The organism is Mesorhizobium sp. B2-1-3A (assembly GCF_006442655.1).
Lineage (GTDB): Bacteria > Pseudomonadota > Alphaproteobacteria > Rhizobiales > Rhizobiaceae > Mesorhizobium.
Genome location: NZ_VFWK01000002.1, coordinates 948,490 through 972,002, shown reverse-complemented (window position 1 = coordinate 972,002; position 23,513 = coordinate 948,490). Strand labels below are relative to the sequence as shown.

At 63.6% G+C, this 23,513-nt stretch carries 32 protein-coding genes, 1 tRNA gene and 1 riboswitch; of the genes, 19 read left to right on the top strand and 14 right to left on the bottom strand.

Going from position 1 to position 23,513, the window contains the following annotated elements:
* Positions 1-168 precede the first annotated feature (168 nt).
* Positions 169-600 (bottom strand): fluoride efflux transporter CrcB, encoded by a 432-nt coding sequence (crcB, locus tag FJ977_RS11330; protein ID WP_140771322.1) that lies wholly within the window; start codon positions 598-600, stop codon positions 169-171.
* 70 nt (positions 601-670) lie between these two features.
* Positions 671-733: riboswitch (Fluoride riboswitch) on the bottom strand.
* A 292-nt stretch (positions 734-1,025) separates the two neighbouring features.
* Between crcB and FJ977_RS11325 the strand changes: the two genes are divergently transcribed.
* Both FJ977_RS11325 and FJ977_RS11320 read left to right on the top strand, forming a co-directional pair.
* Positions 1,026-1,295 (top strand): hypothetical protein, encoded by a 270-nt coding sequence (locus FJ977_RS11325; protein ID WP_056571594.1) that lies wholly within the window; start codon positions 1,026-1,028, stop codon positions 1,293-1,295.
* A gap of 201 nt (positions 1,296-1,496) precedes the next feature.
* Positions 1,497-1,802, top strand: a complete 306-nt coding sequence (locus FJ977_RS11320; protein WP_056571591.1) for a hypothetical protein — start codon at positions 1,497-1,499, stop codon at positions 1,800-1,802.
* 11 nt (positions 1,803-1,813) lie between these two features.
* Here FJ977_RS11320 and FJ977_RS11315 read toward each other — a convergent pair whose 3' ends face one another.
* Complete coding sequence (locus FJ977_RS11315) at positions 1,814-2,242, bottom strand: DoxX family protein (RefSeq protein ID WP_140771320.1); 429 nt, start codon at positions 2,240-2,242, stop codon at positions 1,814-1,816.
* 644 nt (positions 2,243-2,886) lie between these two features.
* Between FJ977_RS11315 and FJ977_RS11310 the strand changes: the two genes are divergently transcribed.
* From FJ977_RS11310 to FJ977_RS11295, 4 genes are all read left to right on the top strand, one after another.
* Positions 2,887-3,066, top strand: coding sequence for a DUF3606 domain-containing protein (locus FJ977_RS11310; protein ID WP_015317039.1), 180 nt, complete (start codon positions 2,887-2,889; stop codon positions 3,064-3,066).
* Positions 3,067-3,107: 41 nt separating this feature from the next.
* Complete coding sequence (locus tag FJ977_RS11305) at positions 3,108-3,551, top strand: GFA family protein (protein WP_140771317.1); 444 nt, start codon at positions 3,108-3,110, stop codon at positions 3,549-3,551.
* 115 nt (positions 3,552-3,666) lie between these two features.
* Positions 3,667-3,903, top strand: coding sequence for a DUF982 domain-containing protein (locus FJ977_RS11300; protein WP_140771315.1), 237 nt, complete (start codon positions 3,667-3,669; stop codon positions 3,901-3,903).
* A gap of 27 nt (positions 3,904-3,930) precedes the next feature.
* Positions 3,931-4,176: a DUF982 domain-containing protein gene (locus FJ977_RS11295; RefSeq protein ID WP_140771313.1), complete on the top strand. Its 246-nt coding sequence runs from the start codon at positions 3,931-3,933 to the stop codon at positions 4,174-4,176.
* An 85-nt stretch (positions 4,177-4,261) separates the two neighbouring features.
* Here the strand turns inward: FJ977_RS11295 and FJ977_RS36650 are convergent, their stop codons facing one another.
* Both FJ977_RS36650 and FJ977_RS11290 read right to left on the bottom strand, forming a co-directional pair.
* Positions 4,262-4,396: a hypothetical protein gene (locus tag FJ977_RS36650; protein ID WP_281406815.1), complete on the bottom strand. Its 135-nt coding sequence runs from the start codon at positions 4,394-4,396 to the stop codon at positions 4,262-4,264.
* A gap of 91 nt (positions 4,397-4,487) precedes the next feature.
* The gene (locus FJ977_RS11290) at positions 4,488-4,781 is read right to left on the bottom strand and encodes a hypothetical protein (protein WP_140771311.1); all 294 of its coding nucleotides are present in this window, start codon (positions 4,779-4,781) and stop codon (positions 4,488-4,490) included.
* A gap of 486 nt (positions 4,782-5,267) precedes the next feature.
* On the opposite strand from FJ977_RS11290, the gene FJ977_RS11285 reads away from it, so the two are divergent.
* The 6 genes from FJ977_RS11285 to FJ977_RS35770 all read left to right on the top strand — a co-directional run bounded on the left by FJ977_RS11285 (position 5,268) and on the right by FJ977_RS35770 (position 6,903).
* A complete protein-coding gene (locus FJ977_RS11285; RefSeq protein ID WP_140771309.1) occupies positions 5,268-5,537 on the top strand; it encodes a hypothetical protein in 270 nt (89 codons plus the stop codon).
* 37 nt (positions 5,538-5,574) lie between these two features.
* Positions 5,575-5,648, top strand: a tRNA-Gln gene (locus tag FJ977_RS11280).
* 155 nt (positions 5,649-5,803) lie between these two features.
* Positions 5,804-6,010 (top strand): hypothetical protein, encoded by a 207-nt coding sequence (locus FJ977_RS11275; RefSeq protein WP_140771307.1) that lies wholly within the window; start codon positions 5,804-5,806, stop codon positions 6,008-6,010.
* Positions 6,011-6,150: 140 nt separating this feature from the next.
* Positions 6,151-6,396 carry a DUF982 domain-containing protein gene (locus FJ977_RS11270; protein ID WP_140771305.1) on the top strand — a complete coding sequence of 82 codons (246 nt, stop codon included), beginning with the start codon at positions 6,151-6,153 and terminating at the stop codon, positions 6,394-6,396.
* A gap of 131 nt (positions 6,397-6,527) precedes the next feature.
* The gene (locus FJ977_RS11265; protein WP_140771303.1) at positions 6,528-6,761 is read left to right on the top strand and encodes a DUF378 domain-containing protein; all 234 of its coding nucleotides are present in this window, start codon (positions 6,528-6,530) and stop codon (positions 6,759-6,761) included.
* Positions 6,730-6,903, top strand: a complete 174-nt coding sequence (locus FJ977_RS35770; protein WP_181179761.1) for a hypothetical protein — start codon at positions 6,730-6,732, stop codon at positions 6,901-6,903. Before FJ977_RS11265 ends, FJ977_RS35770 begins: the two co-directional genes overlap by 32 nt.
* A 29-nt stretch (positions 6,904-6,932) precedes the next feature.
* Here the strand turns inward: FJ977_RS35770 and FJ977_RS11260 are convergent, their stop codons facing one another.
* Positions 6,933-8,042, bottom strand: a complete 1,110-nt coding sequence (locus FJ977_RS11260; RefSeq protein ID WP_140771301.1) for a PAS domain S-box protein — start codon at positions 8,040-8,042, stop codon at positions 6,933-6,935.
* 78 nt (positions 8,043-8,120) lie between these two features.
* On the bottom strand, positions 8,121-8,360 hold the full coding sequence (locus FJ977_RS11255) for a hypothetical protein (protein WP_140771299.1): 240 nt from the start codon (positions 8,358-8,360) through the stop codon (positions 8,121-8,123).
* Between the two features lie 272 nt (positions 8,361-8,632).
* Here FJ977_RS11255 and FJ977_RS11250 point away from each other — a divergent pair, with 272 nt between their 5' ends.
* Positions 8,633-8,941 carry a hypothetical protein gene (locus FJ977_RS11250; protein ID WP_140771297.1) on the top strand — a complete coding sequence of 103 codons (309 nt, stop codon included), beginning with the start codon at positions 8,633-8,635 and terminating at the stop codon, positions 8,939-8,941.
* Positions 8,942-9,006: 65 nt separating this feature from the next.
* A complete protein-coding gene (locus FJ977_RS11245) occupies positions 9,007-10,008 on the top strand; it encodes an aldo/keto reductase (protein ID WP_140771295.1) in 1,002 nt (333 codons plus the stop codon).
* A gap of 268 nt (positions 10,009-10,276) precedes the next feature.
* Here FJ977_RS11245 and FJ977_RS11240 read toward each other — a convergent pair whose 3' ends face one another.
* Positions 10,277-11,182: a LysR substrate-binding domain-containing protein gene (locus tag FJ977_RS11240; RefSeq protein ID WP_140771293.1), complete on the bottom strand. Its 906-nt coding sequence runs from the start codon at positions 11,180-11,182 to the stop codon at positions 10,277-10,279.
* A 78-nt stretch (positions 11,183-11,260) separates the two neighbouring features.
* Between FJ977_RS11240 and FJ977_RS11235 the strand changes: the two genes are divergently transcribed.
* Together FJ977_RS11235 and FJ977_RS11230 are read left to right on the top strand one after the other, a co-directional pair.
* Complete coding sequence (locus FJ977_RS11235; protein WP_246682924.1) at positions 11,261-12,688, top strand: FAD-binding oxidoreductase; 1,428 nt, start codon at positions 11,261-11,263, stop codon at positions 12,686-12,688.
* 21 nt (positions 12,689-12,709) lie between these two features.
* A complete protein-coding gene (locus FJ977_RS11230; RefSeq protein WP_140771291.1) occupies positions 12,710-13,873 on the top strand; it encodes an MFS transporter in 1,164 nt (387 codons plus the stop codon).
* Between the two features lie 128 nt (positions 13,874-14,001).
* Here FJ977_RS11230 and FJ977_RS11225 read toward each other — a convergent pair whose 3' ends face one another.
* Entirely contained in the window at positions 14,002-15,969 is a 1,968-nt protein-coding gene (locus FJ977_RS11225) for an AI-2E family transporter (RefSeq protein ID WP_181179759.1), read from the bottom strand.
* Positions 15,970-16,142: 173 nt separating this feature from the next.
* Between FJ977_RS11225 and FJ977_RS11220 the strand changes: the two genes are divergently transcribed.
* The 3 genes from FJ977_RS11220 to FJ977_RS11210 all read left to right on the top strand — a co-directional run bounded on the left by FJ977_RS11220 (position 16,143) and on the right by FJ977_RS11210 (position 18,649).
* On the top strand, positions 16,143-16,712 hold the full coding sequence (locus tag FJ977_RS11220) for a TetR/AcrR family transcriptional regulator (protein WP_140771287.1): 570 nt from the start codon (positions 16,143-16,145) through the stop codon (positions 16,710-16,712).
* 123 nt (positions 16,713-16,835) lie between these two features.
* Complete coding sequence (locus FJ977_RS11215) at positions 16,836-17,705, top strand: SDR family NAD(P)-dependent oxidoreductase (RefSeq protein ID WP_140771285.1); 870 nt, start codon at positions 16,836-16,838, stop codon at positions 17,703-17,705.
* The gene (locus FJ977_RS11210; RefSeq protein WP_140771283.1) at positions 17,702-18,649 is read left to right on the top strand and encodes an SDR family oxidoreductase; all 948 of its coding nucleotides are present in this window, start codon (positions 17,702-17,704) and stop codon (positions 18,647-18,649) included. The genes FJ977_RS11215 and FJ977_RS11210 overlap by 4 nt, the downstream gene beginning before the upstream one ends.
* A 13-nt stretch (positions 18,650-18,662) precedes the next feature.
* On the opposite strand, the gene FJ977_RS11205 is transcribed toward FJ977_RS11210, so the two are convergent.
* The 6 genes from FJ977_RS11205 to FJ977_RS11180 form a co-directional block, all read right to left on the bottom strand.
* Positions 18,663-19,127 (bottom strand): helix-turn-helix transcriptional regulator, encoded by a 465-nt coding sequence (locus tag FJ977_RS11205; RefSeq protein WP_210243835.1) that lies wholly within the window; start codon positions 19,125-19,127, stop codon positions 18,663-18,665.
* A gap of 184 nt (positions 19,128-19,311) precedes the next feature.
* Complete coding sequence (locus FJ977_RS11200) at positions 19,312-20,391, bottom strand: D-alanine--D-alanine ligase family protein (protein WP_140771279.1); 1,080 nt, start codon at positions 20,389-20,391, stop codon at positions 19,312-19,314.
* A gap of 17 nt (positions 20,392-20,408) precedes the next feature.
* Positions 20,409-21,026, bottom strand: coding sequence for a C39 family peptidase (locus FJ977_RS11195; RefSeq protein ID WP_140771277.1), 618 nt, complete (start codon positions 21,024-21,026; stop codon positions 20,409-20,411).
* A 139-nt stretch (positions 21,027-21,165) separates the two neighbouring features.
* A complete protein-coding gene (locus tag FJ977_RS11190) occupies positions 21,166-21,594 on the bottom strand; it encodes a VOC family protein (protein WP_140771275.1) in 429 nt (142 codons plus the stop codon).
* Between the two features lie 118 nt (positions 21,595-21,712).
* Positions 21,713-22,537 carry an outer membrane beta-barrel protein gene (locus FJ977_RS11185; protein ID WP_140771273.1) on the bottom strand — a complete coding sequence of 275 codons (825 nt, stop codon included), beginning with the start codon at positions 22,535-22,537 and terminating at the stop codon, positions 21,713-21,715.
* A 208-nt stretch (positions 22,538-22,745) separates the two neighbouring features.
* Positions 22,746-23,414 carry an outer membrane beta-barrel protein gene (locus tag FJ977_RS11180; RefSeq protein ID WP_246682921.1) on the bottom strand — a complete coding sequence of 223 codons (669 nt, stop codon included), beginning with the start codon at positions 23,412-23,414 and terminating at the stop codon, positions 22,746-22,748.
* Positions 23,415-23,513: the final 99 nt, after the last annotated feature.

Genomic DNA, 23,513 nt, shown 5'->3' with positions numbered 1-23,513 from the left:
GCCGGCGTTCAAAATCGGCAGCCTCAGCGCCGTCACATGACAAGGCGCCAAAAACACAAAACCCGCCTCGGCGGCGGGTCGTTGGCGCAAATCAGCACCATGAACAAGATGATAGCTTGGCTGCCCTCACTCGGTCAAGGAAAAAATTCCTAGACCTTCAAATTCGCCTCAAGCCTCCTCCTCGATCACGCTTTGCGCGACCTGCGTGGCGCCGCCATTGATCCGGGCGGCGATGATGTGTCCGAGCGCTACGGCACCCACGCACAGCAGCACCGAGAGGCCGATGTTGAGTGCCGCCCGGCCGAAGCCGCCGGCGCGCAACAGGTCGAGCGTCTGCAGGCTGAAGGACGAGAATGTGGTGTAGCCGCCGCACAGGCCGATCATCACGAACAGGCGCAGGCTTTCGGAGGCGGGATAGCGCCCGCCGGCCAGCGTCAGCGTGCCGAAGAAGCCGATCAGCAGCGAGCCGCTGATGTTGATGATGATGGTTCCCCAGGGCAGCTCACTGCTCACCGGCAGGGCCCAGGTGGAAACGAGGTAGCGCGCCAGCGTGCCGAGCGCACCACCGGCCATGACCAGAAGACAGTTCGAAAAAGACATGCTCGATCCTCTCTGAGACGAGCACATCGGCCCGCCATGGCGGCGGAATCGACAGATTCCCACCGCGGTTTTCGCGGCAGGAGTCATCAGCCATCACTGGCGGTTTCGGGAGAACCCCATTCCCATCACTGGTAAGATGCCAGACATCTCCCATTACTGGCAAGATGCCAGAGCGCGGCCGTTTCGACAAGCCGGCGGCGGCGGGAGGCCGAAAAACAAAACCCGCCTCGGCGGCGGGTCGTCGGCGCAAATCAGCACCATTGATGAGATCATAGCACAACTGCCCTCACCGGACAATCGGATGGCGGCCGGCCGGTCGCCGAAATCCGGCATTGGCTAGCCGGCTTTTCTTCGGCCCGCAGCTGTGGAATCATCAGTTGAAGCTCATGGAATGATTCCCGTCACGGCCTTTGTGGGAGAGGACGATGGACAGACCAGCCATGGCATCCGTTTTCAGGATGCGACATGCTCCAGCCTCGGTTTCCGGGGTGCGAAGTACCGGCCAGGGCCAGGCCGATCCGGTGATCCGTGTGAACTCGCTTGGCGAAGCGATCCGCTTCGTCGCGGGTGCTTATCCCAACTACGACATCGGCGCCGTTGCCATCACATGCGGCGATCCGTCGATCCCGCGCCTCGGCAGCCTGGAGGTCAAGGCGCTGTGGCGCGAATATGGCGAGCGCCTGACGCAGGAATAGATTATTTCCCGCGGCAGACCACCTGCCCGTCGTCCGGATTGAAGATGACCGTACCCGGCGCCTTCATCGGCTGGCCGGGATAGCGGCGCGATGCTGCTGGTCCTGCTGTTCGCCGACAGGATCTGGGGCGGCTTCGCCTGCCTCCGGATCGGAAACGCGGCTGGCGCGTTTCAGCTACGGTGAATAGAGGGAGCAATCGCCATGAATGTCGCCAACCTGCAACTCGAAGGCCTGCTGATGGCCGTCGCCTCGATCAACCACGTGCTGGTGCGCAAAGGTGTGCTGACATCGGAGGAGATCGATATCGCCCTGCGCAAGGCCGAGGCCGGCGAGACCAGCGAGGAGCGGTCCGGCGGCATGTCGGCGTCGAGCCGTGACGCCGTCAATTTCCCGATCCGGCTCCTGGAACTCGCCAATCAATGCCAGCCGGAGGCGGATATGCCCTCATTCTCGAAACTGGCCCGCATGGTCGGCCAGATGAAGGAGCCATATAACGACCAGATGTGAGGTTCGCTCCCTCAAGCCCTGCCCGGCCAGCCCAGGTTCAGCGCCAGCGTCTGTCCCGGTCCGTGCACCGCGGCGAACAGCAGTCCGGCCATGAAGGAAAAATGGTCGACGAAGAAGCCGAACTCGGCCTGGTTGCCGGCCCAGTGGCTGGGGCCGTGGAAGGCGAAGGCCAGGAACAGCACATAGGCCGCGGCGACCAGGGCCGCCTGCGTGAAGAAGGCGCCGCTCAGGAAACACAGCACCAGCGCGACCTCCAGGATCGCCGCGCACCAGGCAAGGAAGAGCGGGAAGGGAAAGCCGGCGGCGGCGATGAAACCCGCGGTGGCGCCCATGCCCATGAACTTGAAGGTCACCGCCATGAGGAAGACGGCGGCAAAGATCAGGCGGGCAATGAGAAGGGCCGTGGTCTGCCACGGCGATTGAGCGATTTGCGACGGCATGACTTTCTCCAGGGTTGAAAACCGTTTCGCCCCCAAGGACGTGCGGCCGGGGGCGGTTCCGACACCCCTCGCGAATTTTACCCGAAAACCCACAAGGCATCCGCCCGCCGCCACGGCGGCGGCGAGCGATCCCCCGCTTCAAACGCTCTTCCCGGGCGAGGCCCCCGCCATAAAAATCGCGAAACTTGTTCGTAACCGTGATCGTGGTATCGTTAGCTTGGGCTAATGCACAGCTATGTCTGATGCGGTGTTTTGGGTGGGGTAAGAATTGGGCGCGCGAGTCAGGCTAGGGACGAGATCCTTTCTGGTCGGGTTATCGGTGGCAGAGTGCAATGGCTGCGGCGGCAGCGGGCAGGTTTTCCAATGCCCGCGCTGGACAAGCTCCAATGGCCTTTGCTGTCCCGCCGGCACCCATCATCGTGGCTGCCCCGGCGCCAGCGCGCCTTGCGTCAAATGCGGTGACACCGGTCACCGCGACGCCGGCCCGGTCCATTCGCCGGCCTGAACAACTGCTTGCAAGCCGTTCCTGCCGGGGCGATGCGCCGTCATGGAACCAGCAGCGCCGATCGCTGTTATGTCTGATCGCGGCATCGCGTGGTATTATGTCCGCGCGACCATGCGGCTGACAGAAAGCGAGGCCCGCCATGCCCGACGACAAATCGAAGACCAAACAGGACCGCAAGCTGGTTTCGAGCGAGGAAACCTATGAGGTTGCCGCGTTTGCCCGCAAATACGGCATCCCACAGAGCGAAGCCCAGACCATCATCAAGCGCTACGGGCCTTCGCGCAAGAAGCTCGACAACCATATGGCGGCGCGCGGATAGAGGGCGGCTGCCGCGAGCCGCAAGAACGGAGGGCCGCGACCATGTCCGATACCATACGCAGGACCGGCAGCTGCCTGTGCGGCGGCGTGCATTTCGTCGTCACCGGCCAGCCGACGCGGGTCGGCCTCTGTCATTGCAAGGACTGCCGCAAGGCGGGCGGCTCGGTCTATTCGGCCTTTGCCATCTGGCCGCGCGATGCCTTCGAGACATCGGGCGAAGTCGCCACTTACGGAACGCGCAGCTTTTGCCCGACCTGCGGCGGCCGCGTGGCCTGGGTCGGCGACACCGAGGCCGAGGTCATGCTTGGCAGCCTCGACGTCGCGCCGACCGACCTTGCCCCCGAATATGAATTGTGGATCAGCCGCCGCGAGACCTGGCTCCACGCCCTGCCCGGCGCGGAGCAATTCGAGCATGACCGGCCGCAGGCCGAAGACGCCGGTCCGCCGGCGCCGAGACCTTTGTCGGACGCCGTCGCCGGCGATTGAAAATTGATCCTTCGGGTCTGGAACCCTCCCCTGCCAACGACGTTATCCGGCGCCCCTCATGCATGCCGCGGCCTTCAAACCGCATGGCCACATGCACCCGTCACGGAGACTTCAGTTGAACGACAAGATGTTTCCCCGACCGATCCGCCTGAAATTTGCCCCCGAGCACGAGCGCGTGGTGCGTAGCGCCTGGGAGGGCCTAGAATGCCTCGGCGACTGGCCGGCCGGCCAGGGCCGGCGATACCGGGCGGCATTGCGCAGCTGCCGCGATGCGCTGGATGGCTGGACACCACCGGAAAAGGCGATGCGCGCCATGATCGATGCCGCGCGCGAAGCACACATCCTCCAATAGCTGAGAACAATGGTGGCGGGAAAAACAATGGCCGATGTGATGCTGTCGACACCAATGCGCATCAAGCCGCATGGCTCGGACACGATCCGTGAGGTGGCGAGCCTTCAGGACGCCAGTGAGATCCTGATCGACTGGCCGCATGCCAGCCGTGGTCCCTTCTACCAGGCCGCGCGCGAGAAGGTGGAGGCGGCGCTGGAAAACAAGGACGGCGCGGCACAGGCGCAGGAAGCCTTCACCGCACTGTGCGATCACGCCGGCGTTCTGGTTCGCTAGAACCATTCCAGGAAACGTGTGATACGGTTTCGCTCAACAAAAAAACAGGCGATGCCCTCGCCTGCTTTTTTGCGGAGCGGGTCTTTTATTGGGCAGGCAGGTCGCCATCCACGATAGGATGAGAGCTTTCGAACCCGAAACTCTTCGGCGCCATCAGCATCAGGGCGATCACGATTGCGATCGTGGCAATAAATGTGGCGGTGTTGGCGATATCCCTCAAGGCTCCCGTCCTTTCAAATCCAATTCGTTAAAGAAACGTTTCCCGGCCGACGAGGTTCCGTTGCCCGGCAATAAAGGCGCCGGTCTCGCTTCTACTTGGACGGCGGCTGCGCGGGCACTTGGCCGGGCTTGATCACCGGCGTATTGCCTTCATCGGGCGCCGGCGCGGCCATGCCCTGGTCGCCGGTGGCCGGCGGCTTCAGCACGCCGCCGCAATCATTGAGCTTTTCGGTCAGATTGCCGTCGCCGGACGGCTGCTTGCCTTGCTCTGGCTGGACCCGGCATTTGTCCGCCTGCTGGGCCGGGTTCTGCTGCGGAGCCGTCTGCGCCGCCGCCGGCAGCACTGCCAGCACCAGCATCAGGGACGCGATGGCGAGAGGTTTCATCTTGGCCTCCTTCTCCTGCGCGGCCGCCGGTGGCGACCTTCCATTCGCAGGGACAACGCCTGTCGGCGCAAAAGGTGGCACTCAGGCCGCGACGGGATCAGCGAGATGTCCAGGCGTCGTCCTCGGACGGGGCAGCGGGCGGGTCGGCCCTTTGCGGGCACTCCTCATAACGGTGGTCGCGGCCGCCGCAGAAAGAACAGCACATGGCCACGCGGCCCTCGTCTCCGGGCCACCACTGCGGTGTTTCGTAAGGTTTCCTGCTGTCCATTCCCAGCAATGCGCCACACGCGATTTGGTTGCGCCGGAGGCCGGCCGTGCCGCGCCACGCCCCATGCGTAGCCTGTCGCGGAACCGGCGGGACGGAGGATGAGTTCTATGGGACAAAGGATGCCCGCTCGGGGTACCTCCGGCAAAAGTGAAGCGGCTTTCGTCCAAAACCGCGTTAGAAGAGAAACAATGATGTCAGCTCGCGTTCGAATTCTATTAATGACCTTGGGCGCCGTGCTTGCGGCGACCGGTCTGGCCGAGGCGCGGCCCGACAGCCGCGCCATGAGCTGCACCGAGATCCGGGCCATGATCCAGAGCCGTCACGCGGTGGTGCTGACCACCGGCCCGAACACCTATGACCGCTATGTCAGGCAGTTCGGCAATGAATGCGACTGGCCGGAAGTGCCGATGTCGGCCTATATACCGGCGCGCGACGGACACTGCCCGGTTTACCGCTGCGAAGAGCCGGTCAACAACTTACCGAATTGACGCTTTGCCGTACTGGCGCCATAACCGTTCCAGCTTCTCCCGCTTCGTCTAATGGTAGGACAGCGCCCTTTGAAGGCGTGAATCGTGGTTCGAGCCCATGAGCGGGAACCAGCCCTTCGACCGGCTGGAGCAATTCCGGGACACCGTGAGGCGGTTATTCCAGGGAATTGCGTCAAGGAACTCCGGTTTTGGAACCGGTTCTCCTGAAACCATTTCATCGACCCTGCGTTGACGACCGAGGCATGGCCAGACACAGGAGACATTTCATGACCGTCAACTGCCGCATATCCATCGACAACCGGCCGGACGCCACCGACGCCATTTTCCAGGCGGTGCCCAGGATCGGAGAAAGCGTTTCGCTGTCGGTCGACGGAAGCCCGCAGGACCTGCGGGTCTCGCGCGTCGTGCATGTCCCCGGCGGCACATTGGATGGCGCCGCGATCATCGTCGAGGTGACGACCAACATCCTCTAGGCCCTGCGCGCTCCCGGCGCCGACCAGGGGAAGGTCGCGCCGCCGGCAGGGACCGCCGAGCCTCACGCGACAGTGATTGGCCGGAATGCAACTTTGCGCCGGCGCCGACGTTTAATGTCCGCAACGCCGTCGAGGCTCCAATGCAGACTGCTTGGTTTTCCAAACCCGTGGTGGTTTCCGTCGGTGTCACCGGTGCCACGCGCAACCTGTCCAACACACAGCAGGCCATCGAATTGCTCACGACCCATTGGCGCGATACCGGCAGCCTGAAACATCAGTCCGCGCTGCGCGCCTGCCGCCGGGCGACGAGTGGCGACGTATCTCCCGATACCGCCAGGGATGCCTTCGTCGAGGCCGCGCGCGAAGCGCACATACTGGTCGAGTAGGGACTGGTCGAGAAGGCCGGCCGTTCACGGACCGCAGCCACTATTCACAATCTCGTGATCAATGGAACCGCCTGAAACGGCAGGCGTTTTTTTGCAGGCGTCTTTTTGTCAGGCAACATCAGGAGGCGTTTATGCGCATCATGAATCTCGTCACGCTCGCCCTCATAATCCTTGGCGGTCTCAACTGGCTGTCCATGGGTGTGACCGGCCATGACGTAATCGGCACGGTCCTTGGGGGCGCCATGCTGGCCCGCTTGGCCTATCTGGTCATAGGCCTTGCAGCAGTATGGCAGCTCATGCCGGGCTTCCAGAGCTTCACCGTTGGAGAAGTCGATGCCGAAAGGCATCTCCCGCATCATCGGTGATCGGCAGGCCGGGGCGGCGGAGAAACCTGCCGCCCCACCTCGGCGCAACGCCGCTCAGGCAGCGGTCGCTGTCCACGCGCACCGCGCATGCTCCGCCATCGAAGTGGAGATCACCGTCAGCCAGCTGCCCGCCGCCGGATAAGCGCGACACCAGCTTCTTTTGACGGAGCGTCAGATGCCGAAGCCGAGCGCGGCGTCGTCATCGGGCTCGGCGCCGGGTTGCGGCACGATGATCGATGCCAGCGGCGCGGCCAGCTGCCATCTGAGATGCCCCGCGGACCGCTCGAGGACGGCGGAGCCGCCAAGCGATTGCGGCGCCACCCGCTGCAGGACGACGGTGCCGAACCCCTTGCGTGTGGTCTCGTCGCGCCTGTCGTCGGGACGGGGCGTGGATGTCTCGTTCCAAAGCAGCTCGAACTCACGCCCGCCCGAAGCACCGGCATCGTGGGTGCCGGAGCCGATGGTCCAGGTGACTTCGACCCGGCCGTCCTCGCTGCCCAGCGCGCCATATTTGGACGAATTCGTGCCGAGCTCGTGGAAAGCCATGCCGAGATTCTGCACCGCATTCGACTGCAGCGTCAGCACCGGGCCGGAGAGCAGGATCTGCTCTTCGCGGCCGAAAGGCTTCAAATGCTCCTGGATCAGGTCGAACAGGCTGGCGCCGGCCCACTCCGAGGTGACAAGCAGATCATGCGAGCGCGACAGCGCCATGATGCGGGCACGGATCAGTTCCTCGAACTCGTGCGGGTCATTCGAGCGCTTGCTCGTCTCCCGGACCATCGACAGGATGACCGCGAACTGGTTCTTGACGCGATGGTTGACCTCTCGCATCAGCAGCCTGATCTTGCGCTCGCTCTCCTTGGCGGCGGAAATGTCCCGGGCGATCTTCGAGGCGCCGACAATCTCGCCATTGGCGTTCTTGATCGGCGAAACCGTCAGCGAGACGGAGATAAGCACTCCGTCCTTGCGCTTTCGCGTCGTCTCGTAGCTCGCCACCCGCTCGCCGGCGCGAACCCGGCTGATAATCTCGATTTCCTCGCTCTTGAGGTGATCGGGAATGAGCATGACGATCGACCGGCCAATCGCTTCCTCGGCGCTGTAGCCGAACATGCGTTCGGCCGCCAGGTTCCAACTGGTGACGATGCTGTTCAGATCCTTGCTGATGATGGCGTCGAAAGAGGAATCAACGATCGCCGCAAGGCGCGCATCCGCGGTTGCGGTCTGGTTTTGGTCGGTTGTTCCGATGTCAGCCGTCGCCACCACGATCTCGCTCATTTGCATGAGGTAGCGCGCAAATTGATCAAGGCAATCTCGCCCCGGGCAATTCGCACAGGCGGCGCATCATGGCCGAAACGGCCCTCACTCCGAAGGCCGATCGGTTTCCTTGCCGTCGCCCTCGGGCAGGACGCCGAAGTCTTGCGATTTGACGCCTTGTTCGGCCGTCAGGAACCCATCCGAGGCAAGGCCGCGCCGCAACAGCTCCCTGACGGCGGCGGAGCGGCTTGGCATGCGCTTGTCGTAGCGCCAGTTTTCCAGGGCCGCCAATTCGTCGGCGGTGAGCATGATCTGCAGTCGTTCCGGGCGTTCCAGTTCAGCCATGTGCGCCTTCCCCGCTCAAGACCAAAATACGGTGAGTTAGTATCTAACTCATTTCGCTTATAATTAGGGTAGTTCTCAAGATGCGTCAAGGCCGGTCAGTGAGCGCTCCCCGCATCAAGCTCATGATGCGTATCAAACACCGCATGCGCATTCCTGTAACTATCATAACTAACTGATTTATTTATGTATTTTATAGAATTTCACTTGTCATCCCGTCGCACTCGGCGCATGCTCTGATATGAACAGAAAACCGTTCCCCCTGGGAGGTTTCGATGCGGCATGACTACTCCACGCGCTTGCGCGACGACGTCAATTCAACGGTCCAGAAGGCATTCAAGATGGCTGGGATCGTCAATATCTCGGCGACGGCCGAACAGGTCCGGATGAGGAATCTGGTCGAGAACGTCGCCCTCGAGGACCTTGAACACCTGGTGCTGCAGGCCGCCCAACTGCTTGGCGCGGCAATCGAATTCGACACCTTGAACAGTGGCTTGGTCGTGCTTGGAAACCATCTCGTCGAGGATGACGAGGAGTGCGCGATCACCCCACTCGATCTCGGTCACCCGGCATCGATGCAGTAATCCAGGGACAGGGCTGACAAGGGCCCTATATAATCCGGGAAGCTTGCAACCGGAGAAGCCCAGTCATGACCCTCGCCACACGAAAACTCGGCAGCCAGGGGCTGCAAGTCTCCGCTATCGGCCTCGGCTGCATGGGCATGAGCCAGTCCTATGGTCCGGCGGACGAGGCCGAGTCCATCGCCACGCTGCACCGGGCCATTGAACTTGGCTGCACCTTCCTGGATACCGCCGAGGTCTATGGCCCGTACGCCAACGAGGCCCTGCTCGGCCGGGCGCTGAAGGGCAAGCGCGACCATGTCACCATCGCCACCAAATTCGGTTTTCGCATCGAAGACGGCAAGCAGGTTGGGGTCGATAGCCGGCCCGGCCATATCAGGGAAGCTGTGGAAGCCTCGCTCGGCCGGCTCGCCACCGACCATATCGACCTCCTCTACCAGCACCGCGTAGACCCGGCGGTGCCGATTGAGGATGTCGCCGGCGCGGTCGGCAAACTGGTCGACGAGGGCAAGGTTCGCTTCTTCGGCCTGTCGGAGGCGGGCAGCGCCAACATTCGCCGCGCCCATGCCGTGCATCCCGTCTCGGCCGTGCAGAGCGAATACTCGCTGTGGGAGCGCAATCTGGAGCCCGAGATCATCCCCCTGCTCGGTGAACTCGGCATCGGCCTGGTGCCGTTCTCACCGCTCGGCCGTGGCTTTCTCACCGGCGACGTCAGGCGCGCCGAGGATTATCCCGAAGGCGACTACCGCCGCAACGACCCGCGCTACCAGGGCGAGAATTACGACGCCAATGTCGAGGCGGCGAGCACGGTGCGCGACGTCGCGGCCGCCCGGGCCGTCAAGCCGGGTCAGGTCGCACTGGCCTGGCTGCTGCAAAAGGGCAGCGATTTCGCGGTTGATATCGTGCCGATCCCCGGCACCAAGCGCAGAAAATATCTGGAGGAGAACATCGCCGCCGCCTCGCTGAAGCTCGACGCCGCCGACATGGCCGCGCTCGACGAGGCGCTCGCGCCGGGAAAAATCTCCGGCCCACGCTATGGCGAGCGCGGCATGGCGATGCTGGACCGGTAGAGGGACAGTTGCGAAACGAGGGAACCGTCCTCGGACGAGAAGGAGCCTATTCGATTCGATCGAAATTTATCAGGCCGTAGGGACAAGACTGACCAGTTGATTGTCTGGCTTCGTAATTGCTCCGGCTCCAAGCTCGCTTGCCGAAGCAAGGTGCCGATCCTCCTTCTCGTAATTAACGCATAGCCGCCCGCCCAACCTCGGCACCCTTCATCGGATGAACGCTGTTCCTCGGCGGCAAGCCGGCGCAGCTTATCCATGTTCGGCAATCTCATATGACGGTTCTCGTCCACGCCGAGAAAGACTCTATGATCGTGGACCGCGGACTGGAATGCATCCATACGACATAAAAACTGTAGCCCGGCAGAGACAATGGATGCGCTTTGACGAGCGAGCCGTTTTCCAGTTCACGGCCAACCACGACGTCACTGCAGATCGCAATGCCTTGCCCGGCGACAACCGCGTCGATCGCATGCAGTTCCTCGCGGAAGCTCAAGTCCCAACCCTTGTCGGGACTGAGGTCCGGATCGATTGAGCGGGCCGTCGCGAGCCAGCGGCGCCAGGTAGGAGCGTCCGGATCCCGGTTCATCCAGTCAAAATGGATCAGGGGATAACGCAAGAGATCCGCGGCACGCTCTATCGCCAGTCCATCGCTTGCCAGCAATCGTGGACTGCAAACGGGAAAGAAGGAATCGCGGCACACCTCTTGCGCTGCAAATCCTATAGGCGGGCGACGCGCATAGCGGATCGCCACGTCCGCGGCGCCGGCGCGCAGGTCGAGTACCACATCCGTGCCGATGATCTCCAGCGGCACCGCCGGGTTGGCCTCTCGCCATTTCGGCAGCCGGGGCACCAGCCATCGGCTCGCGAAGGCATTCGGACTCGTCACCCGCAATGGTGCTTGAGCATCGGGCTCCGCGACTGCGGCAAGGGAACCTGCAAGAAGATCAAAGCCGTCGCGAAGGATCGGAAACAGCCGCGCTCCCGCACCCGTCAGCATGAGCGGTCGCGGCCGGCGCTGAAGCAGCTTGCAACCGCATATCTCTTCCAGCAAGCGGACCTGGTGGCTAATCGCCGTCGGCGTCACACCGAGTTCCGCGGCGGCGGCCTTGAAGCTGCCGTGCCGGGCTACGGCCTCGAAAGCGCGCAAGGCGCGGAGGGGCGGACGGTTGCTCACATCGGCAATCTAGATGAATTCCCCTCATCTGCCAGCTAAGAATTTTGCCTTTGCAGAAGATCGGGCCCCTGTGAGAGCATGATCGTCTCGCTGGAGCCAAGGGCGGTAACGATGGAGATTCCCAGGCAGACCGATACGCTGTCGGGCCGATCTCATTCTCCGAGCACGACATTCGAACAACTGCGACAGCACTTACAAGGCGAAGTGGTATTACCGACGGACGTTGGCTACGATCAGGCGCGCGCGGTCTGGAACGGAGCGATCGACAAGCGGCCTGGCGCAATCGTCTTTTGCGCCAATTCCGACGACGTCGTTCATGCCGTGAGCCATGCCAGGTCAAAAGGTTGGCTCGTAGCCGTTCGCAGCGGCGGCCATAATGTCGCCGGCCTGTCGGTCTGCAACGATGGGATAGTGATCGACCTATCTCGCATGAAGAAGATTATTGTCGATCCCGGGCGCCGCATCGCAAGGGCCGAAGCCGGTGTCAACCTTGGCGAGTTCGACGCGGCCACACAAACGCACGGTCTCGCGACGACCATGGGCGTCAACAGCGACACCGGCATTGCCGGCCTCACGCTGGGTGGCGGTTTTGGCAAGCTCGGGCGCAAGCATGGCCTGAGTTGCGACAACCTGATCGCCGCTGAAATCGTCACGGCCGACGGACAATTGCTGCGCACAAGCGCCGGCGAGCATCCGGACCTGTTCTGGGCCTTGCGCGGCGGCGGCGGCAATTTCGGCATCGTGACGGCGTTCGAATACCGGCTGCACACGGTCGGCCCGGCCCTTCTCGTGGGCTCGGTGCTGCACGTCTTCGATCATGCGCGCGAGGCCATGCGGTTTTACGACAAATTCTCCCGCGACGCCCCCGACGAGGTGAGCGTCGACGCCGCGCTCGTGACACTGCCCTCTGGCGATCGTGCCTTCAGCATCTCGGCCTGCTATGTCGGGCCACCCGAGGAGGGCGAGCCTGTCATCGCACCGCTTATGAAATTCGGATCCCCTGTCGAAAGCCGCCTTCAGCCCATTCCTTATCTTCGGATTCAATCGGCGGGCGATAGCCTTTTTCCACGCGGGCGACGTTATTACTGGAAGGCGCAGTTCCTGCGCGAGATCAGCGGTGGCGCGATCGAGGCGCTGCTCGATGCCTACGCGAAGGCTCCCAACAACTCGTCCCTGCTGGTTTTCCAGCAGGTCGGCGGAGCGATCGCTCGCGTGCCCGCGTCGCACTCCCCCTATGCCAACCGCGACGCCGCCCTCGACTGCTTCCCGATCGCCATCTGGGACAATCCTGCCGATGACGAGGCGAATATGCGCTGGGCACGCGATCTGTGGAATGCGGTCCGACCATTCTCCACCGGCGGTGTCTATGCCAACAATCTCGGGGATGAGGGCGATGAGCGCGTGCGTGATGCCTATGGCGCGAACTATGCGCGCCTTGCCGCCATAAAGAAGCAATATGATCCGACCAATTTCTTCCGGTTGAACCAAAACATCAGGCCTGCGTAGCCCGGAATTTGTGGGGAACCCGTGCGCAGTCGCTGGACGATCCTTGCTGTCTTGTTTGTCGCCCGCATCGCAATGGCGTTTCAGTTTCAGAGCGTTGCCGCCGTCGCGCCCCTTGCCGGCGTGAACCTGGCCGACATCGGCATTCTAATTGGTCTCTATCTTGCGCCGGGGATCGCGTTGGCTCTGCCTGGCGCGGCCATCGGAGAGCGCTACGGCGACAAGGCGACCGTTCTCGCCGGTCTCATGATGATGCTGGCGGGTGAGATGCTGACCACGGCGTCGACGTCCTGGAACCTGCAAATCGGCGGTCGACTGATCGGTGGCACTGGCGGCATTCTGCTGAATGTCCTGATGACAAAGATGGTCGCCGAATGGTTTGCCGGCCAGGAAATCGCAACCGCCATGGCCATCTACATCAACTCTTGGCCAGCGGGGATCGCCATCGCTCTCATGCTGTTGCCTGCAATCGGGACGACATTCGGGACGACCGCCGTCGGCATTGCTGTTTCGGTCCTGATTGTCGTCGGTATCGGCCTGATGATCTTCATCTATCGCGCGCCAGAGGTGCCATCCTTCAGTGGAAGTGAACGCCGCGGCATTTCGGCGGGGGTAACTTACGCTCTCGTCGCCGCCGGCCTGATCTGGTGCCTTTACAATGTCGGCTTCGCAATGGTCTTCAGTTTCGGTCCGTCGATGCTCGTTGAACGCGGTTGGTCCAATCCGTCGGCGGGATCGACGATCAGCATCGTGCTTTGGCTGGCGGCGCTTTCGGTCCCCCTGGGTGGCTTCCTGGCTGATCGCACCAAACACGGCGGCGCGGTCCTCATCGCGGGCTGTGTCACCTTTGCATTCCTGATGCTGCTTCTGTCGCGAAACGAACCGGTGCTGCCCCTCATCATAGCCATTGGGATCGTGTGCGGCTTGCCTGCCGGCGCGATCATGAGTTTGCCGACGCGCGTGCTCAATCAGCAGACGCGCTCGATCGGGATGGGAGTGTTCTACACCGTCTACTATGCCGGCATGCTCGCCGGGCCGGCGATCGGTGGCAAACTTGCTGCTTGTGCCGGCACCGCGGCCGTCGCGCTCGATTTTGGCGCTGCCGCGCTCCTCCTTTGCCCTCTCCTCCTTTGGCCACTCCACAAGATCAGCCGCCTCCCGCCGCCGATGGTGGCTCCAATCAGGTAACGCGGACATTCCCGCATTTCCGTCCGTCGGGCGGACGTCGACTTAACGACACGACGGCCTCCGGTGCACTCATCTCCGCATCCTCGTTCAGGAAATGACAGAGCTGAACCATCCGGCTGGCTTCACCCCTAAGCCGCCGCGGCAGCCACCTTCCTAGGGGCAGCGCGTGGCCGGCGCCGTTTGGCGACGAGCTTCAACGCAATCGGCGGCTCTTTCGACAGCGCGCCCGTCACCGCGCCGACCATGCCATGCGCGACGAAATCCGCGCCGATGTCCTGGGCCAGCCTGGCGGTCGCTTCCTTGTCGCCGTTGCCGGTCTCCGACCAGAACACGACGCCCACCCGAAGTGCTGCCTTCGCCCGCTTCAGCCGGCGAACCAGGAAGCGGGCATGCTTGACGGAATCGCGGTTGAGGAAGCCGACCACGACCGTATCGATGGCTTCGAGCTCAAGACGGCGGATGCTGGCGGGTTCCATGTCGGCAAAGCCCGCCTTCGACGCGGCCGCGCCCTGGACTTCCAGCACCTGCGCCAGCATCGCGGCGGCGGCATCGTCGAGCTCGCCTCGCCCGCCGGCGCAAAGCACCGATAGGCCGGTGCCGTCTGGCAGGTCGGCCGCGTCCTCATCGGCGGCGTCGCCGGGCTCGCCCGCCTCCTCGGCCTGCTCATCCTCCTCACCCGCTTCCTCTTTCGCCTCGTCCTCCAGATTGGCCACCAGCGTCAGGGCGCTGGCCGCCACTTGCCGCCTTTGCAGGTCACCCATGACGCCGCGCACACGGTCCCGCTCGCCCAGCAGAAGGGCCGGAATGGCGACCTTGTCGTAGAACTCGACCAGATACTTTTCTTCCAGCATCTCCTCGGCATGATCGGTGGCTTCGTCCGGATCGCCCGCCAGAAGCCGCTGGTAGAGCCGCGCGTGAGGTTCCAGCACGGGCTCGTTGCCGAACAGCACGTCGAGGAATTCGAACTGCGGCACGTGCCTGCCCAGAACCACCAGGCAGACGGTGAGCGGCGTCGACAGCACCAGCCCGAGCGGCCCCCACAGCCACGTCCAGAAGATCGCCGCCACGATGATCGCCAGCGGCGACAGCCCGGTTCGCGAACCGTAGAGCCAGGGCTCGACGACATTGCCGGTGACCAGTTCCATCACCACGAACAAGGCGGCCGTCCACAGCACGAGCTCCCAGCCGGGCGCCACGGCAAGCGCCAGGAACAGCGGCAAAAGCATGCCGATGGCCGGGCCGATATAGGGAACGAAACGCAGCGCCAGCGCCAGCAACCCCCAAAGCAGGGCATTGGGAATGCCGAGGATCCACAGCCCGATAGCGATCGGTATGGCGTAGACGATGTTGACGACCAATTGCATGAGCAGATAGAGGCCCACGCGCTTGCCGGCATCCTGAAGCGCCTCGGTGGTGCGATGAAGGTCGCCATAGCCGACAAGCCTGATGAAGCGGTCGCGCAAATCCTCCCGCTCGAGCAGCATGAAGATGACGACGACAATGATCAGCCCGGCCGATCCGAGCGGGCTGATCAGCGGACCGACGATGTTCTGCAGGACTTCGAGCGGCCTTTCGCGCGAGACGATTTCGACCGGCACCGGCTCGCGCGGCGGCTTGTCGGGCGTGGCGGCCGGCAGCGTGGCGTCCTGCCTGTCGATCTCCTGGCCGACACGCTCGACCACGCCGCTCAATCTCGAAATGATCCCTCCCCCGACCCCGGTTTCCTTGAGCGAGCGGATCTTGGCCAGGATGTTGGTCTGATAGACCGGGATGTTCTGCGCCAGTTCGCTGACCTGCGTGGCGACGATGAAGCTGAACAGGGCAAGTGCCGCGAAGGCGGCGAGCACGCTGGCGATGACAGCGGCGATCCGCGGAATGCCCACCCGCTTGAGCGCCGAAACCAAGGGCGCGAGCGCGAAGGTCAGCAGCAGTGCAATGGCGATCGGCAGGAAAACCTCGCGCCCGAAATACAGCGCAGCCACCGTGGTGACGGTGGTCGCCACATTTGGCAGTGATGTTCGCGGGTGGGGCGCGGCGGCCGAAAGAATGTCGTCCAGCCCCTGCGACGCCATTCCATTCCGACGATTGTTCGCCACCTGGTACATCTCCCCTGCCAACGGCCATGGTCTGACATATTGAGCCGGCGTGCAACCTTGGCCGGCGGCAATGCGCTGCTCCCCAACGGGCGCCGGTCCGAATGGCTCCCACACGCTTGACATTTTGTGCGCACGTCAATAAATGAGTGACCACTCACTCAAATGGCTTGGACATGGCACGCCCCCTCAGCGAAGAAAAACGTCAGGCAATCCTGGCCTCGGCCACCGAGCTGGTGGCGACGCTTGGAACCGGCGCGGCCACGGCCAAGATCGCCAGGGAGGCCGGCCTCTCCGAAGGCTCGCTCTTCAATTACTTCGCCAGCAAGGATGAGTTGCTCAACCAGCTCTACCTCGAGATCAAGACCGGCCTCGGCAACGCCTTGCTGACTTCATATCCGTCGCAGGCCAGCGTGCGCGAGCGCAGCCGCCACGTCTGGAACAACTTCATCGACTGGGGTGCGAAATTTCCCATGAAGCGCAAGGCCATGCGCCAGCTCAGCGTGTCGGAGCGCATCACCGAGCAGAGCAGGCGGCAGGGCAACGCGGCCTTCGGCGACATCAACAGGATGATCGAGGAAAGCCTCGACGACGGCGGGCTGAAGGGCTGCTCGATGGCCTTTGCCGGAGGCATTTTCGAGGCCCTCGCGGAGACGACGCTAGAATTCATCGCCCGCGATCCCCGGCAACGCGAACACTACAAGGAGGCCGGCTTCGCGTTTTTCTGGAGCGGTATCTCCAAGTAGCTCCGGGCGGGTCTCAAACAGCACCACACGGATCATGACCACCGCAAATCTACGACCAAATCAACACGAATGAATGAGTGCCTAATCACTCGTTTATTGCCAACACACTGAACGGAAAAGACAATGTCGAAAGTCTGGCTGATCACCGGCAGCGCCCGCGGATTGGGGCTGGATATCACCGAGGCGGCGCTTGCCGCCGGTAACAGCGTCGTGGCGACGGCGCGCGATGTCACCCGCCTCGCCGATCTCGAAAGGCGCTACGCCGGGCATCTGCGCGGCTTCGCGCTTGATGTCACCGACCCCGCCGCCGCGCAGGCCTCGGTGGATTTTGCGCTGGAGACGTTCGGACGCCTCGACGTTCTCGTCAACAACGCCGGCTTCGGCCATATCAGCCCGTTCGAGCAGACCGGGGAGGCCGATTTCCGGGCGCAGATCGAGACCAATCTCTACGGTGTCGTCAATCTTGCCCGCGCGGCCATCCCGGTCATGCGCGCCCAGCGCTCGGGCCATATCATCAACATTTCCTCGGTCGGCGGGCGGACGGCCACGCCGGGCCTCGGCGCCTACCAGGCGGCAAAATGGGCGGTGGGCGGGCTCACTGAAGTGCTGGCGCTGGAACTCGCCCCCTTCGGCGTCAAGGTCATCTCGGTCGAGCCGGGCGGCATGCGCACCGATTGGGGAGCCACCGCCCTGGCCGCCGCGCCGGCCCTGCTGCCCGATTATGAGCCAACCGTCGGCGCGGTGCTCGGCATGCTCAAGGCCTATGTCGGCAATGCCATTGGCGACCCGCGAAAGGTCGCCGATGTCATCGTCGATCTCGCCGACCGCGATGCCTTGCCCGCTCACCTGATCCTCGGCAGCGACGCCTTGCATGTCTTTGCCCAGGCCGAAGCCGCGCGCCAGCAGGCGGCGACGGAATGGGCACCGGTCAGCACCTCCATCGATATCGAGGGTGTCGACCTTTCCTTCCTGTCGCGGGATGGCCACTCGTGAGCGCCTGGACCACGCACGACATCCCGCCCCAGCAGGGACGCAAGGTGGTGATCACAGGCGCCACCGGCGGCCTTGGTTACGAGACGGCGCTGGCGCTGGCGCAAGCCGGCGCGGACGTGCTGATGACCGGGCGCAACGAAGCCAAGGGCAAGGATGCGCTGAGCCGCGTCCAGGCCGCGGTTCCCGGCGCCGCCGTGCGCTATGCCCATCTCGACCTCGCGGACCTCGCCTCAATCGAAGCCTTCGCCGGCCAGCTCGCCGGCGAATGGGAGGCCATCGACCTGCTGGTCAACAATGCCGGCGTCATGACCCCGCCGACCCGCCACGAAACCGCCGACGGCTTCGAACTGCAATTCGGCACCAACTATCTCGGTCACTTCGCCCTGACCGGACGCCTGCTGCCTATGCTGCGCAAGGGCAACAGGACGCGCGTCGTCAATCTCAGCAGCGGCGCCCACCGCATCCAGGCGGCGATCCATTTCGACGACCTGCAATGGCAAAAGCGCTACAGGCCGTGGGCCGCCTACGCGCAGTCCAAGCTCGCCATGATCCTGTTCGCCTTCGAACTGCAGCGCCGCAGCGACATCAATGGCTGGGGCTTGCTGAGCAATGCGGCTCATCCCGGCTACGCTCTCACCGACCTGCAGACCAGCGGTCCACGCATGGGGCGCGGCGGCGGGTCTTCACCCTTCGATTGGCTCGGCGTGCTGCTCGCGCCGGTTCTTTCGCAGTCAGCCGCGCAAGGCGCGCTGCCGACGCTGTTCGCCGCGACCGCGCCCGATGCGAAGCCGTGCGGCTATTACGGTCCGCAAGGCCCGTTCGAACTGAAGGGCGCGGTCGGCGAGGCAAGGATCGGCAGGCATGCGCGCGACACTGCCGTCGCCGCCCGGCTTTGGGATGTGTCGCGGGAGTTGACCGGTGTTGGCTGGCCGGGCGGAGCCTGACGCACCCGTCAGCTCAGCCTTGCCTGGCAAACAGCGTGATGCCGGCAGCGCCGGCAACCTTCAGGACTTTCCCCAGTTCGAGTGTCGGCTTGCCGTTCTCCAACTCCGACAGGAAGCGCCGGCCGACCCCGGCGAGATCGGCGAACTGCTGCTGGGAGAAATCCCGCCGCTTACGGGCCGCGCGCACCAGCCGGCCGAGATCCGCCGGCGACGTTATGGTGCTGCCCTGCAAGGCCGACTGCGCCAAGGCGTTCCCGTCATCGCGGACCGAAGCAAGCCGCCGCGGCAGCGATGCACGGACGGGCCTGGAGTCGTCGCGGGGATCACCAAGGCTCCCCTCATGCTTATTCGAAACGCCGTCAGCCGGAACAGCCGGCGCCAGCGAACCGAACAAATCCCCCTGCCCGGCGGCGGCGGATCGTGCGGCGCGGCGCGCAATTTCGACAGCGCTTTCAGGCAGGGGTGTTTGTGTGGTCATGATTCCGCTCCCGAGCGGGAGCATATGCTCTGCCGGGGTGAAATCAAAGCCACTTTGTTACCGCACGGGATCATAAATCATGACCCCGTACGGGAGCATCTGTACATCCTGTCAAAGCGATTGCCGTCAGCTTCCACCCGGAAGCAAGCGCGGGTGGAGATTGCTCCCGAACGGTATCAGTCGATCAGCGCCCCGCGTATCTTGCCAGCGCGTGCTCGATCAGCACGTCGATAACCTTGCTGTAGCCGATGCCTATCGCCGCCAGCGCCTTGGCGTACATCGAAATGTCGGTGAAGCCCGGCAGCGTGTTGACCTCGTTGACCAGCAGTGAACCGTCGGCGCGCAGGAAGAAGTCGACGCGCGCCATGGCCTCGCAGCCCAGCGCCCGGAAAGCCTGCGCGGCCATCTCCTTGGCTCTGTCGGCAACCGCGGCCGGCACATTGGCGGGCACCTGGACCATCGCGCCGTCGGCGTCGAGATATTTGGCCTCATAGGTGTAGAAGCCATGCTTGCCGGCGGGAATGATCTCGCCGGGCAGCGACACCGTGAGTGAGCCGTCGGCCCGCTCCAGCACCGAACATTCGATTTCGCGGCCTTCGACGAACTCCTCGATCAGCACCTTGCCATCATAGCGGAAGGCCGTTTCGACGGCCTGCTGGAAGCCATCCCTGTCATTCACCTTGCTCACGCCGAAGGACGAGCCCTGGCGCGCCGGCTTGGCGAAGAAGGGCAGCCCAAGCGCGCCGGCAATTTCCTGGAACGAACCTTTGTCGTTGCGATGCACGGTCACGGAGCGGGCAACGCCGAGCCCCGCCTCGCGCATCAGCCGCTTGGCGACGTCCTTGTCCATGGCGACGGCGGAGGCCAGGATGCCGCAGCCGACATAGGCGACATCGGCGACCTCGGCATAGCCCTGCACCGAGCCGTCCTCGCCGAACGGTCCGTGCAGCACGGGAAAGACGACGTCGACCGGCGGCAGGTCATGCTGCGTGCCACCGTGCGGCACGGCCACCAGCCGTCCCTTGCCACCTGGCAACAGGGCGACCTCGATACCGTCCTCCGATACCGCGGCCCCTGCCCCGTCGCCGTCAGGCTCGGACAACGGTTGCAGCAGCCATCTGCCGTCCCTGGTAATGGCGATCGGGACCACCTCGTAGCGCGTCCGGTCGATTGCCTTCAGCACATTGGCCGCCGACAGGCGCGACACCTCATGCTCGGCCGAGCGCCCGCCATAGAGGATGGCAACTCTTGTCTTCCCGGTCATTGAAACCCCTCAAAAAATCAAATGGCGACGGCAATGCCGCGATTGGCAAAGAAACGGTCGAAATCATATGGCGCCAACACTGCATTCTCTTGTGTGGCACTGGTATGGCCGGATGGGTTGTGAAAGCGAAAACCATCATCGGATGCCGCTGTCACCAGCACCAAATGGCCGCCCTTCGATGGCGGCTCGCGCTCGGGCCAGCGGATCGAGCTGCTGACCGAAGCGATGAAGAAGCGCGACTGCCCGAGGATCGCCGGAATGTCCGATGTCGCGACATTGGTCATCACTTGCGCCTCCAGGCCGAACTCCGCCTTCACGAAGGTCACGAAAGGCGCGTAGATCAGGCCCTTGATCGAGCCTTCATTGACGACATAGCCGCCATATCCGGTGCATCGCCTGGCCAGCTCGATCGTCGGCACGATCTCGCCCCGCGTCGCCAGGATCATCTTGAGGCACGCCATGCCGCAGATGTTGTCGGCCCAGACCGCGTATTCGTCGAGCGTGTCCGCGCCTGATCCCCGCCACAGCGGATCGCGCCGCAACGCGGCCTGGGCGCCATCGGCGATCACGGCCAGCGTCATGTCGGGCGTTTCCCACTGGCTGAAAAACGGCACGGCTTCAGGCAACGGGCTCATGCGAATCCCCGGGGCGGCTCATTCCGATCTCGTATACGAGGATACGGGATCAAAGAAAAGCCGACGCTTGGAGACTGTTTCGAGTTCGCTCTTGCCGCCAGGGTGGTATGTCCAGACAGTCTCTCAGCCAGACAGTCTCTCAGAAGGTGATCTTCACCGAAGCGGTACTGCGCGTGTGCGGACCGTGATGGACGGCCTCGATATTGTTGCCGTCCGGATCGAGCAGGAAGGCGGCGTAGTAACCGGGATGATAGGGCCGCTCGCCTGGCGCGCCATTGTCCTTGCCGCCGGCCGCCAATCCGGCCTTGTAAAAGGCGTCGACCATCGCGTGGTCCTTTGCCTGGAAAGCCAGATGGTGACGGCCGGTGAGCTGTCCCAGCGCGGCACGGCTGTCGGCACTGGAGATGAACAGCTCGTCGCACCAGAAATAATCCGCTGCCGTCCCGCCGATCGGCACATCGAGCACTTGCAGGATCGCCTCGTAGAAACGCCGGCTGGCGGCGAGATCCCTTACCACCAGCTGGATATGGTCTATGAGCCGGCCGCGATGCAGTTCCTGGGTTTCCATGCAAATCCTCCTCGCAAGGCCCCGAATGTAGATTCGGACCGGGCGCCGTCAATACGGGCGGCGGTGTCAGCTGACATGCCTTGCCTGGTTTCGCTGGATCTCCCTGGAGCTGGCCGCGTCACTTCGTGTTGGTCACCGAGGAAGCCCGGTAGGTATCCATGGTGGCGCCGTTGCGGTCTTCGTCGAACAGCGTTTCGCTGCCGAAGCTGGCGCGCAGGCCGATGACGAACTTGTTGGCCTTGATGCCCTCGGCGGACGTTTCGAACTTCCTCCGCTCGAATTCGTAGCGTCCGAACACCGCCCACGGTGTTTCGTCGAACCGGTACATCGCCTGGACGGCGGCACCGATCAGGTTCTCGCTGGTGCCGTCATAGTCGGTTTGGTTGAAGTCCAACTCGGCATCGAGGCGAAGATTCTTCCGGACGAAATAGCGCGCCACGCCGCGCACGCCCCATTGGTCGCCGTGAAAATCGTTCACGGTGAGCTGGCCGACACTGGCCTGGCCGTAAAGGGTCAGGTTGCCGAGGTAGAGCTGGGCTTCCGGACCGACCGCATAGTTGTAGACGGTCACGTCGTCGCCGAAGCCGAAGGATGTGTAGGCCGCGAAGATGCCGGCGGCAAAACGGTCGGGATCGCGATAGAAGCCATGGATCGCGCCGCGTGTGTCATCGAGCGGGTCATAGTGACCCCATATGCGGTCGTAGGTCAGGTCGCCCTGCAGGTTCCAATGCTGCGCGAATGCGATGTTGACGCGCGCTGCTCCGCCGCCGGACCGGGTCGTATAATCGTCGCCGACAAAGCGCAGCCCGCCGAGATAGAGTTCGCCGTAACCCGAAATCCGCGGCGTCGTCACCATCTCCGCGGCCAGCGGCGACAGGGCGTCCGCGGCGAAAGCGGAGGTCGTGGCGGCCAGCGAAGCGACGACAAGTAAAAAGCGATGCATTGAGAACCCCGAAAAATATGCGTTCCGGACCCCGCGTCCGGCGAAATGACCGTCAATTGGCCGATACCGTGGCCGGCGCTGACGGGCCTTCCCGTGTTGCATCGTTCGCCGTGCCGCGTCTTGGGCTGGACCGCATGCGAATTGTCCTGGAGTGCGCCGCCACACTTGACGCACCGGTGTGGCCATTCGGCATCAGCGGAGACACCGTTCAGAATTTGTAGGCGATGCCGAGCCGGATATCGTGCGTCTTCAGTTCGATCGCATCGGGATTCACCGCGGCCCCATCGAAGGTCGAGTGCCGTATGGAGATGTGGCGGCCGAAGTCGGCAAAGCGATATTCGCCCCGGACCACCCAATTGTCGCTGACGGCATATTCGGCGCCGGCGCCCAGCGCATAGCCCGCGATGGTGTCCTCGACATCGGCATAGACATCTCCGCTCGGCAGGAAGACGGTGCTGTGCTTGTAGTGCGCCATCGCCACGCCGGCGGTGACGAAGGGAAGCCACCGATCCATCGCGTAACCGGCCCTCAGGCGGGCGGACCCGATCGAGTTCAGTTCCAGCACACCGCCGAAGCCGGGATCGTCGACGCCCAGCGCCTGATAGCCGGTCGTGTCCTTGAGACTTGCGAAGTTGTAATCGCCCTCGACGCCGAGGACCAGGCCGCCGTCGAACTGCTTCATATAGCCGGCATATAGGCCGCCGAAGCCGCCCGAAAGGCTGCCGTAGCCCCAGCCGTAGCCGCCAAAACTGTCAGGCGTGAAAGTCTGGCCAACCCTTGCGTCGTCCCATCCGTATCCGGCCTGCGCGCCGATATAGCCACCGGACCAGTTGTAGGCGGTCGAGACCGGCAGGCCGGCGTCGGCGGCTGAAGCCATGCCTACGTGCCCGAGAAAGAAGGCTGTGGCGAGAAGTATCGTTTTCATTGCTTGTGCGCGGTCCCCGAGATGCTCGCCACGGCGGAAGTGCTTCGCGAC

Bases quoted from the DNA above. Each gene is read 5' to 3' on its own strand.
- crcB (WP_140771322.1), bottom strand. From the start codon at position 600: ATGTCTTTTTCGAACTGTCTTCTGGTCATGGCCGGTGGTGCGCTCGGC.
- FJ977_RS11325 (WP_056571594.1), top strand. From the start codon at position 1,026: ATGGACAGACCAGCCATGGCATCCGTTTTCAGGATGCGACATGCTCCA.
- FJ977_RS11320 (WP_056571591.1), top strand. From the start codon at position 1,497: ATGAATGTCGCCAACCTGCAACTCGAAGGCCTGCTGATGGCCGTCGCC.
- FJ977_RS11315 (WP_140771320.1), bottom strand. From the start codon at position 2,242: ATGCCGTCGCAAATCGCTCAATCGCCGTGGCAGACCACGGCCCTTCTC.
- FJ977_RS11310 (WP_015317039.1), top strand. From the start codon at position 2,887: ATGCCCGACGACAAATCGAAGACCAAACAGGACCGCAAGCTGGTTTCG.
- FJ977_RS11305 (WP_140771317.1), top strand. From the start codon at position 3,108: ATGTCCGATACCATACGCAGGACCGGCAGCTGCCTGTGCGGCGGCGTG.
- FJ977_RS11295 (WP_140771313.1), top strand. From the start codon at position 3,931: ATGGCCGATGTGATGCTGTCGACACCAATGCGCATCAAGCCGCATGGC.
- FJ977_RS11290 (WP_140771311.1), bottom strand. From the start codon at position 4,781: ATGAAACCTCTCGCCATCGCGTCCCTGATGCTGGTGCTGGCAGTGCTG.
- FJ977_RS11285 (WP_140771309.1), top strand. From the start codon at position 5,268: ATGACCTTGGGCGCCGTGCTTGCGGCGACCGGTCTGGCCGAGGCGCGG.
- FJ977_RS11275 (WP_140771307.1), top strand. From the start codon at position 5,804: ATGACCGTCAACTGCCGCATATCCATCGACAACCGGCCGGACGCCACC.
- FJ977_RS11270 (WP_140771305.1), top strand. From the start codon at position 6,151: ATGCAGACTGCTTGGTTTTCCAAACCCGTGGTGGTTTCCGTCGGTGTC.
- FJ977_RS11265 (WP_140771303.1), top strand. From the start codon at position 6,528: ATGCGCATCATGAATCTCGTCACGCTCGCCCTCATAATCCTTGGCGGT.
- FJ977_RS35770 (WP_181179761.1), top strand. From the start codon at position 6,730: ATGCCGAAAGGCATCTCCCGCATCATCGGTGATCGGCAGGCCGGGGCG.
- FJ977_RS11260 (WP_140771301.1), bottom strand. From the start codon at position 8,042: ATGCAAATGAGCGAGATCGTGGTGGCGACGGCTGACATCGGAACAACC.
- FJ977_RS11255 (WP_140771299.1), bottom strand. From the start codon at position 8,360: ATGGCTGAACTGGAACGCCCGGAACGACTGCAGATCATGCTCACCGCC.
- FJ977_RS11250 (WP_140771297.1), top strand. From the start codon at position 8,633: ATGCGGCATGACTACTCCACGCGCTTGCGCGACGACGTCAATTCAACG.
- FJ977_RS11245 (WP_140771295.1), top strand. From the start codon at position 9,007: ATGACCCTCGCCACACGAAAACTCGGCAGCCAGGGGCTGCAAGTCTCC.
- FJ977_RS11235 (WP_246682924.1), top strand. From the start codon at position 11,261: ATGATCGTCTCGCTGGAGCCAAGGGCGGTAACGATGGAGATTCCCAGG.
- FJ977_RS11220 (WP_140771287.1), top strand. From the start codon at position 16,143: ATGGCACGCCCCCTCAGCGAAGAAAAACGTCAGGCAATCCTGGCCTCG.
- FJ977_RS11215 (WP_140771285.1), top strand. From the start codon at position 16,836: ATGTCGAAAGTCTGGCTGATCACCGGCAGCGCCCGCGGATTGGGGCTG.
- FJ977_RS11205 (WP_210243835.1), bottom strand. From the start codon at position 19,127: ATGACCACACAAACACCCCTGCCTGAAAGCGCTGTCGAAATTGCGCGC.
- FJ977_RS11200 (WP_140771279.1), bottom strand. From the start codon at position 20,391: ATGACCGGGAAGACAAGAGTTGCCATCCTCTATGGCGGGCGCTCGGCC.
- FJ977_RS11195 (WP_140771277.1), bottom strand. From the start codon at position 21,026: ATGAGCCCGTTGCCTGAAGCCGTGCCGTTTTTCAGCCAGTGGGAAACG.
- FJ977_RS11190 (WP_140771275.1), bottom strand. From the start codon at position 21,594: ATGGAAACCCAGGAACTGCATCGCGGCCGGCTCATAGACCATATCCAG.
- FJ977_RS11185 (WP_140771273.1), bottom strand. From the start codon at position 22,537: ATGCATCGCTTTTTACTTGTCGTCGCTTCGCTGGCCGCCACGACCTCC.
- FJ977_RS11180 (WP_246682921.1), bottom strand. From the start codon at position 23,414: ATGGCTTCAGCCGCCGACGCCGGCCTGCCGGTCTCGACCGCCTACAAC.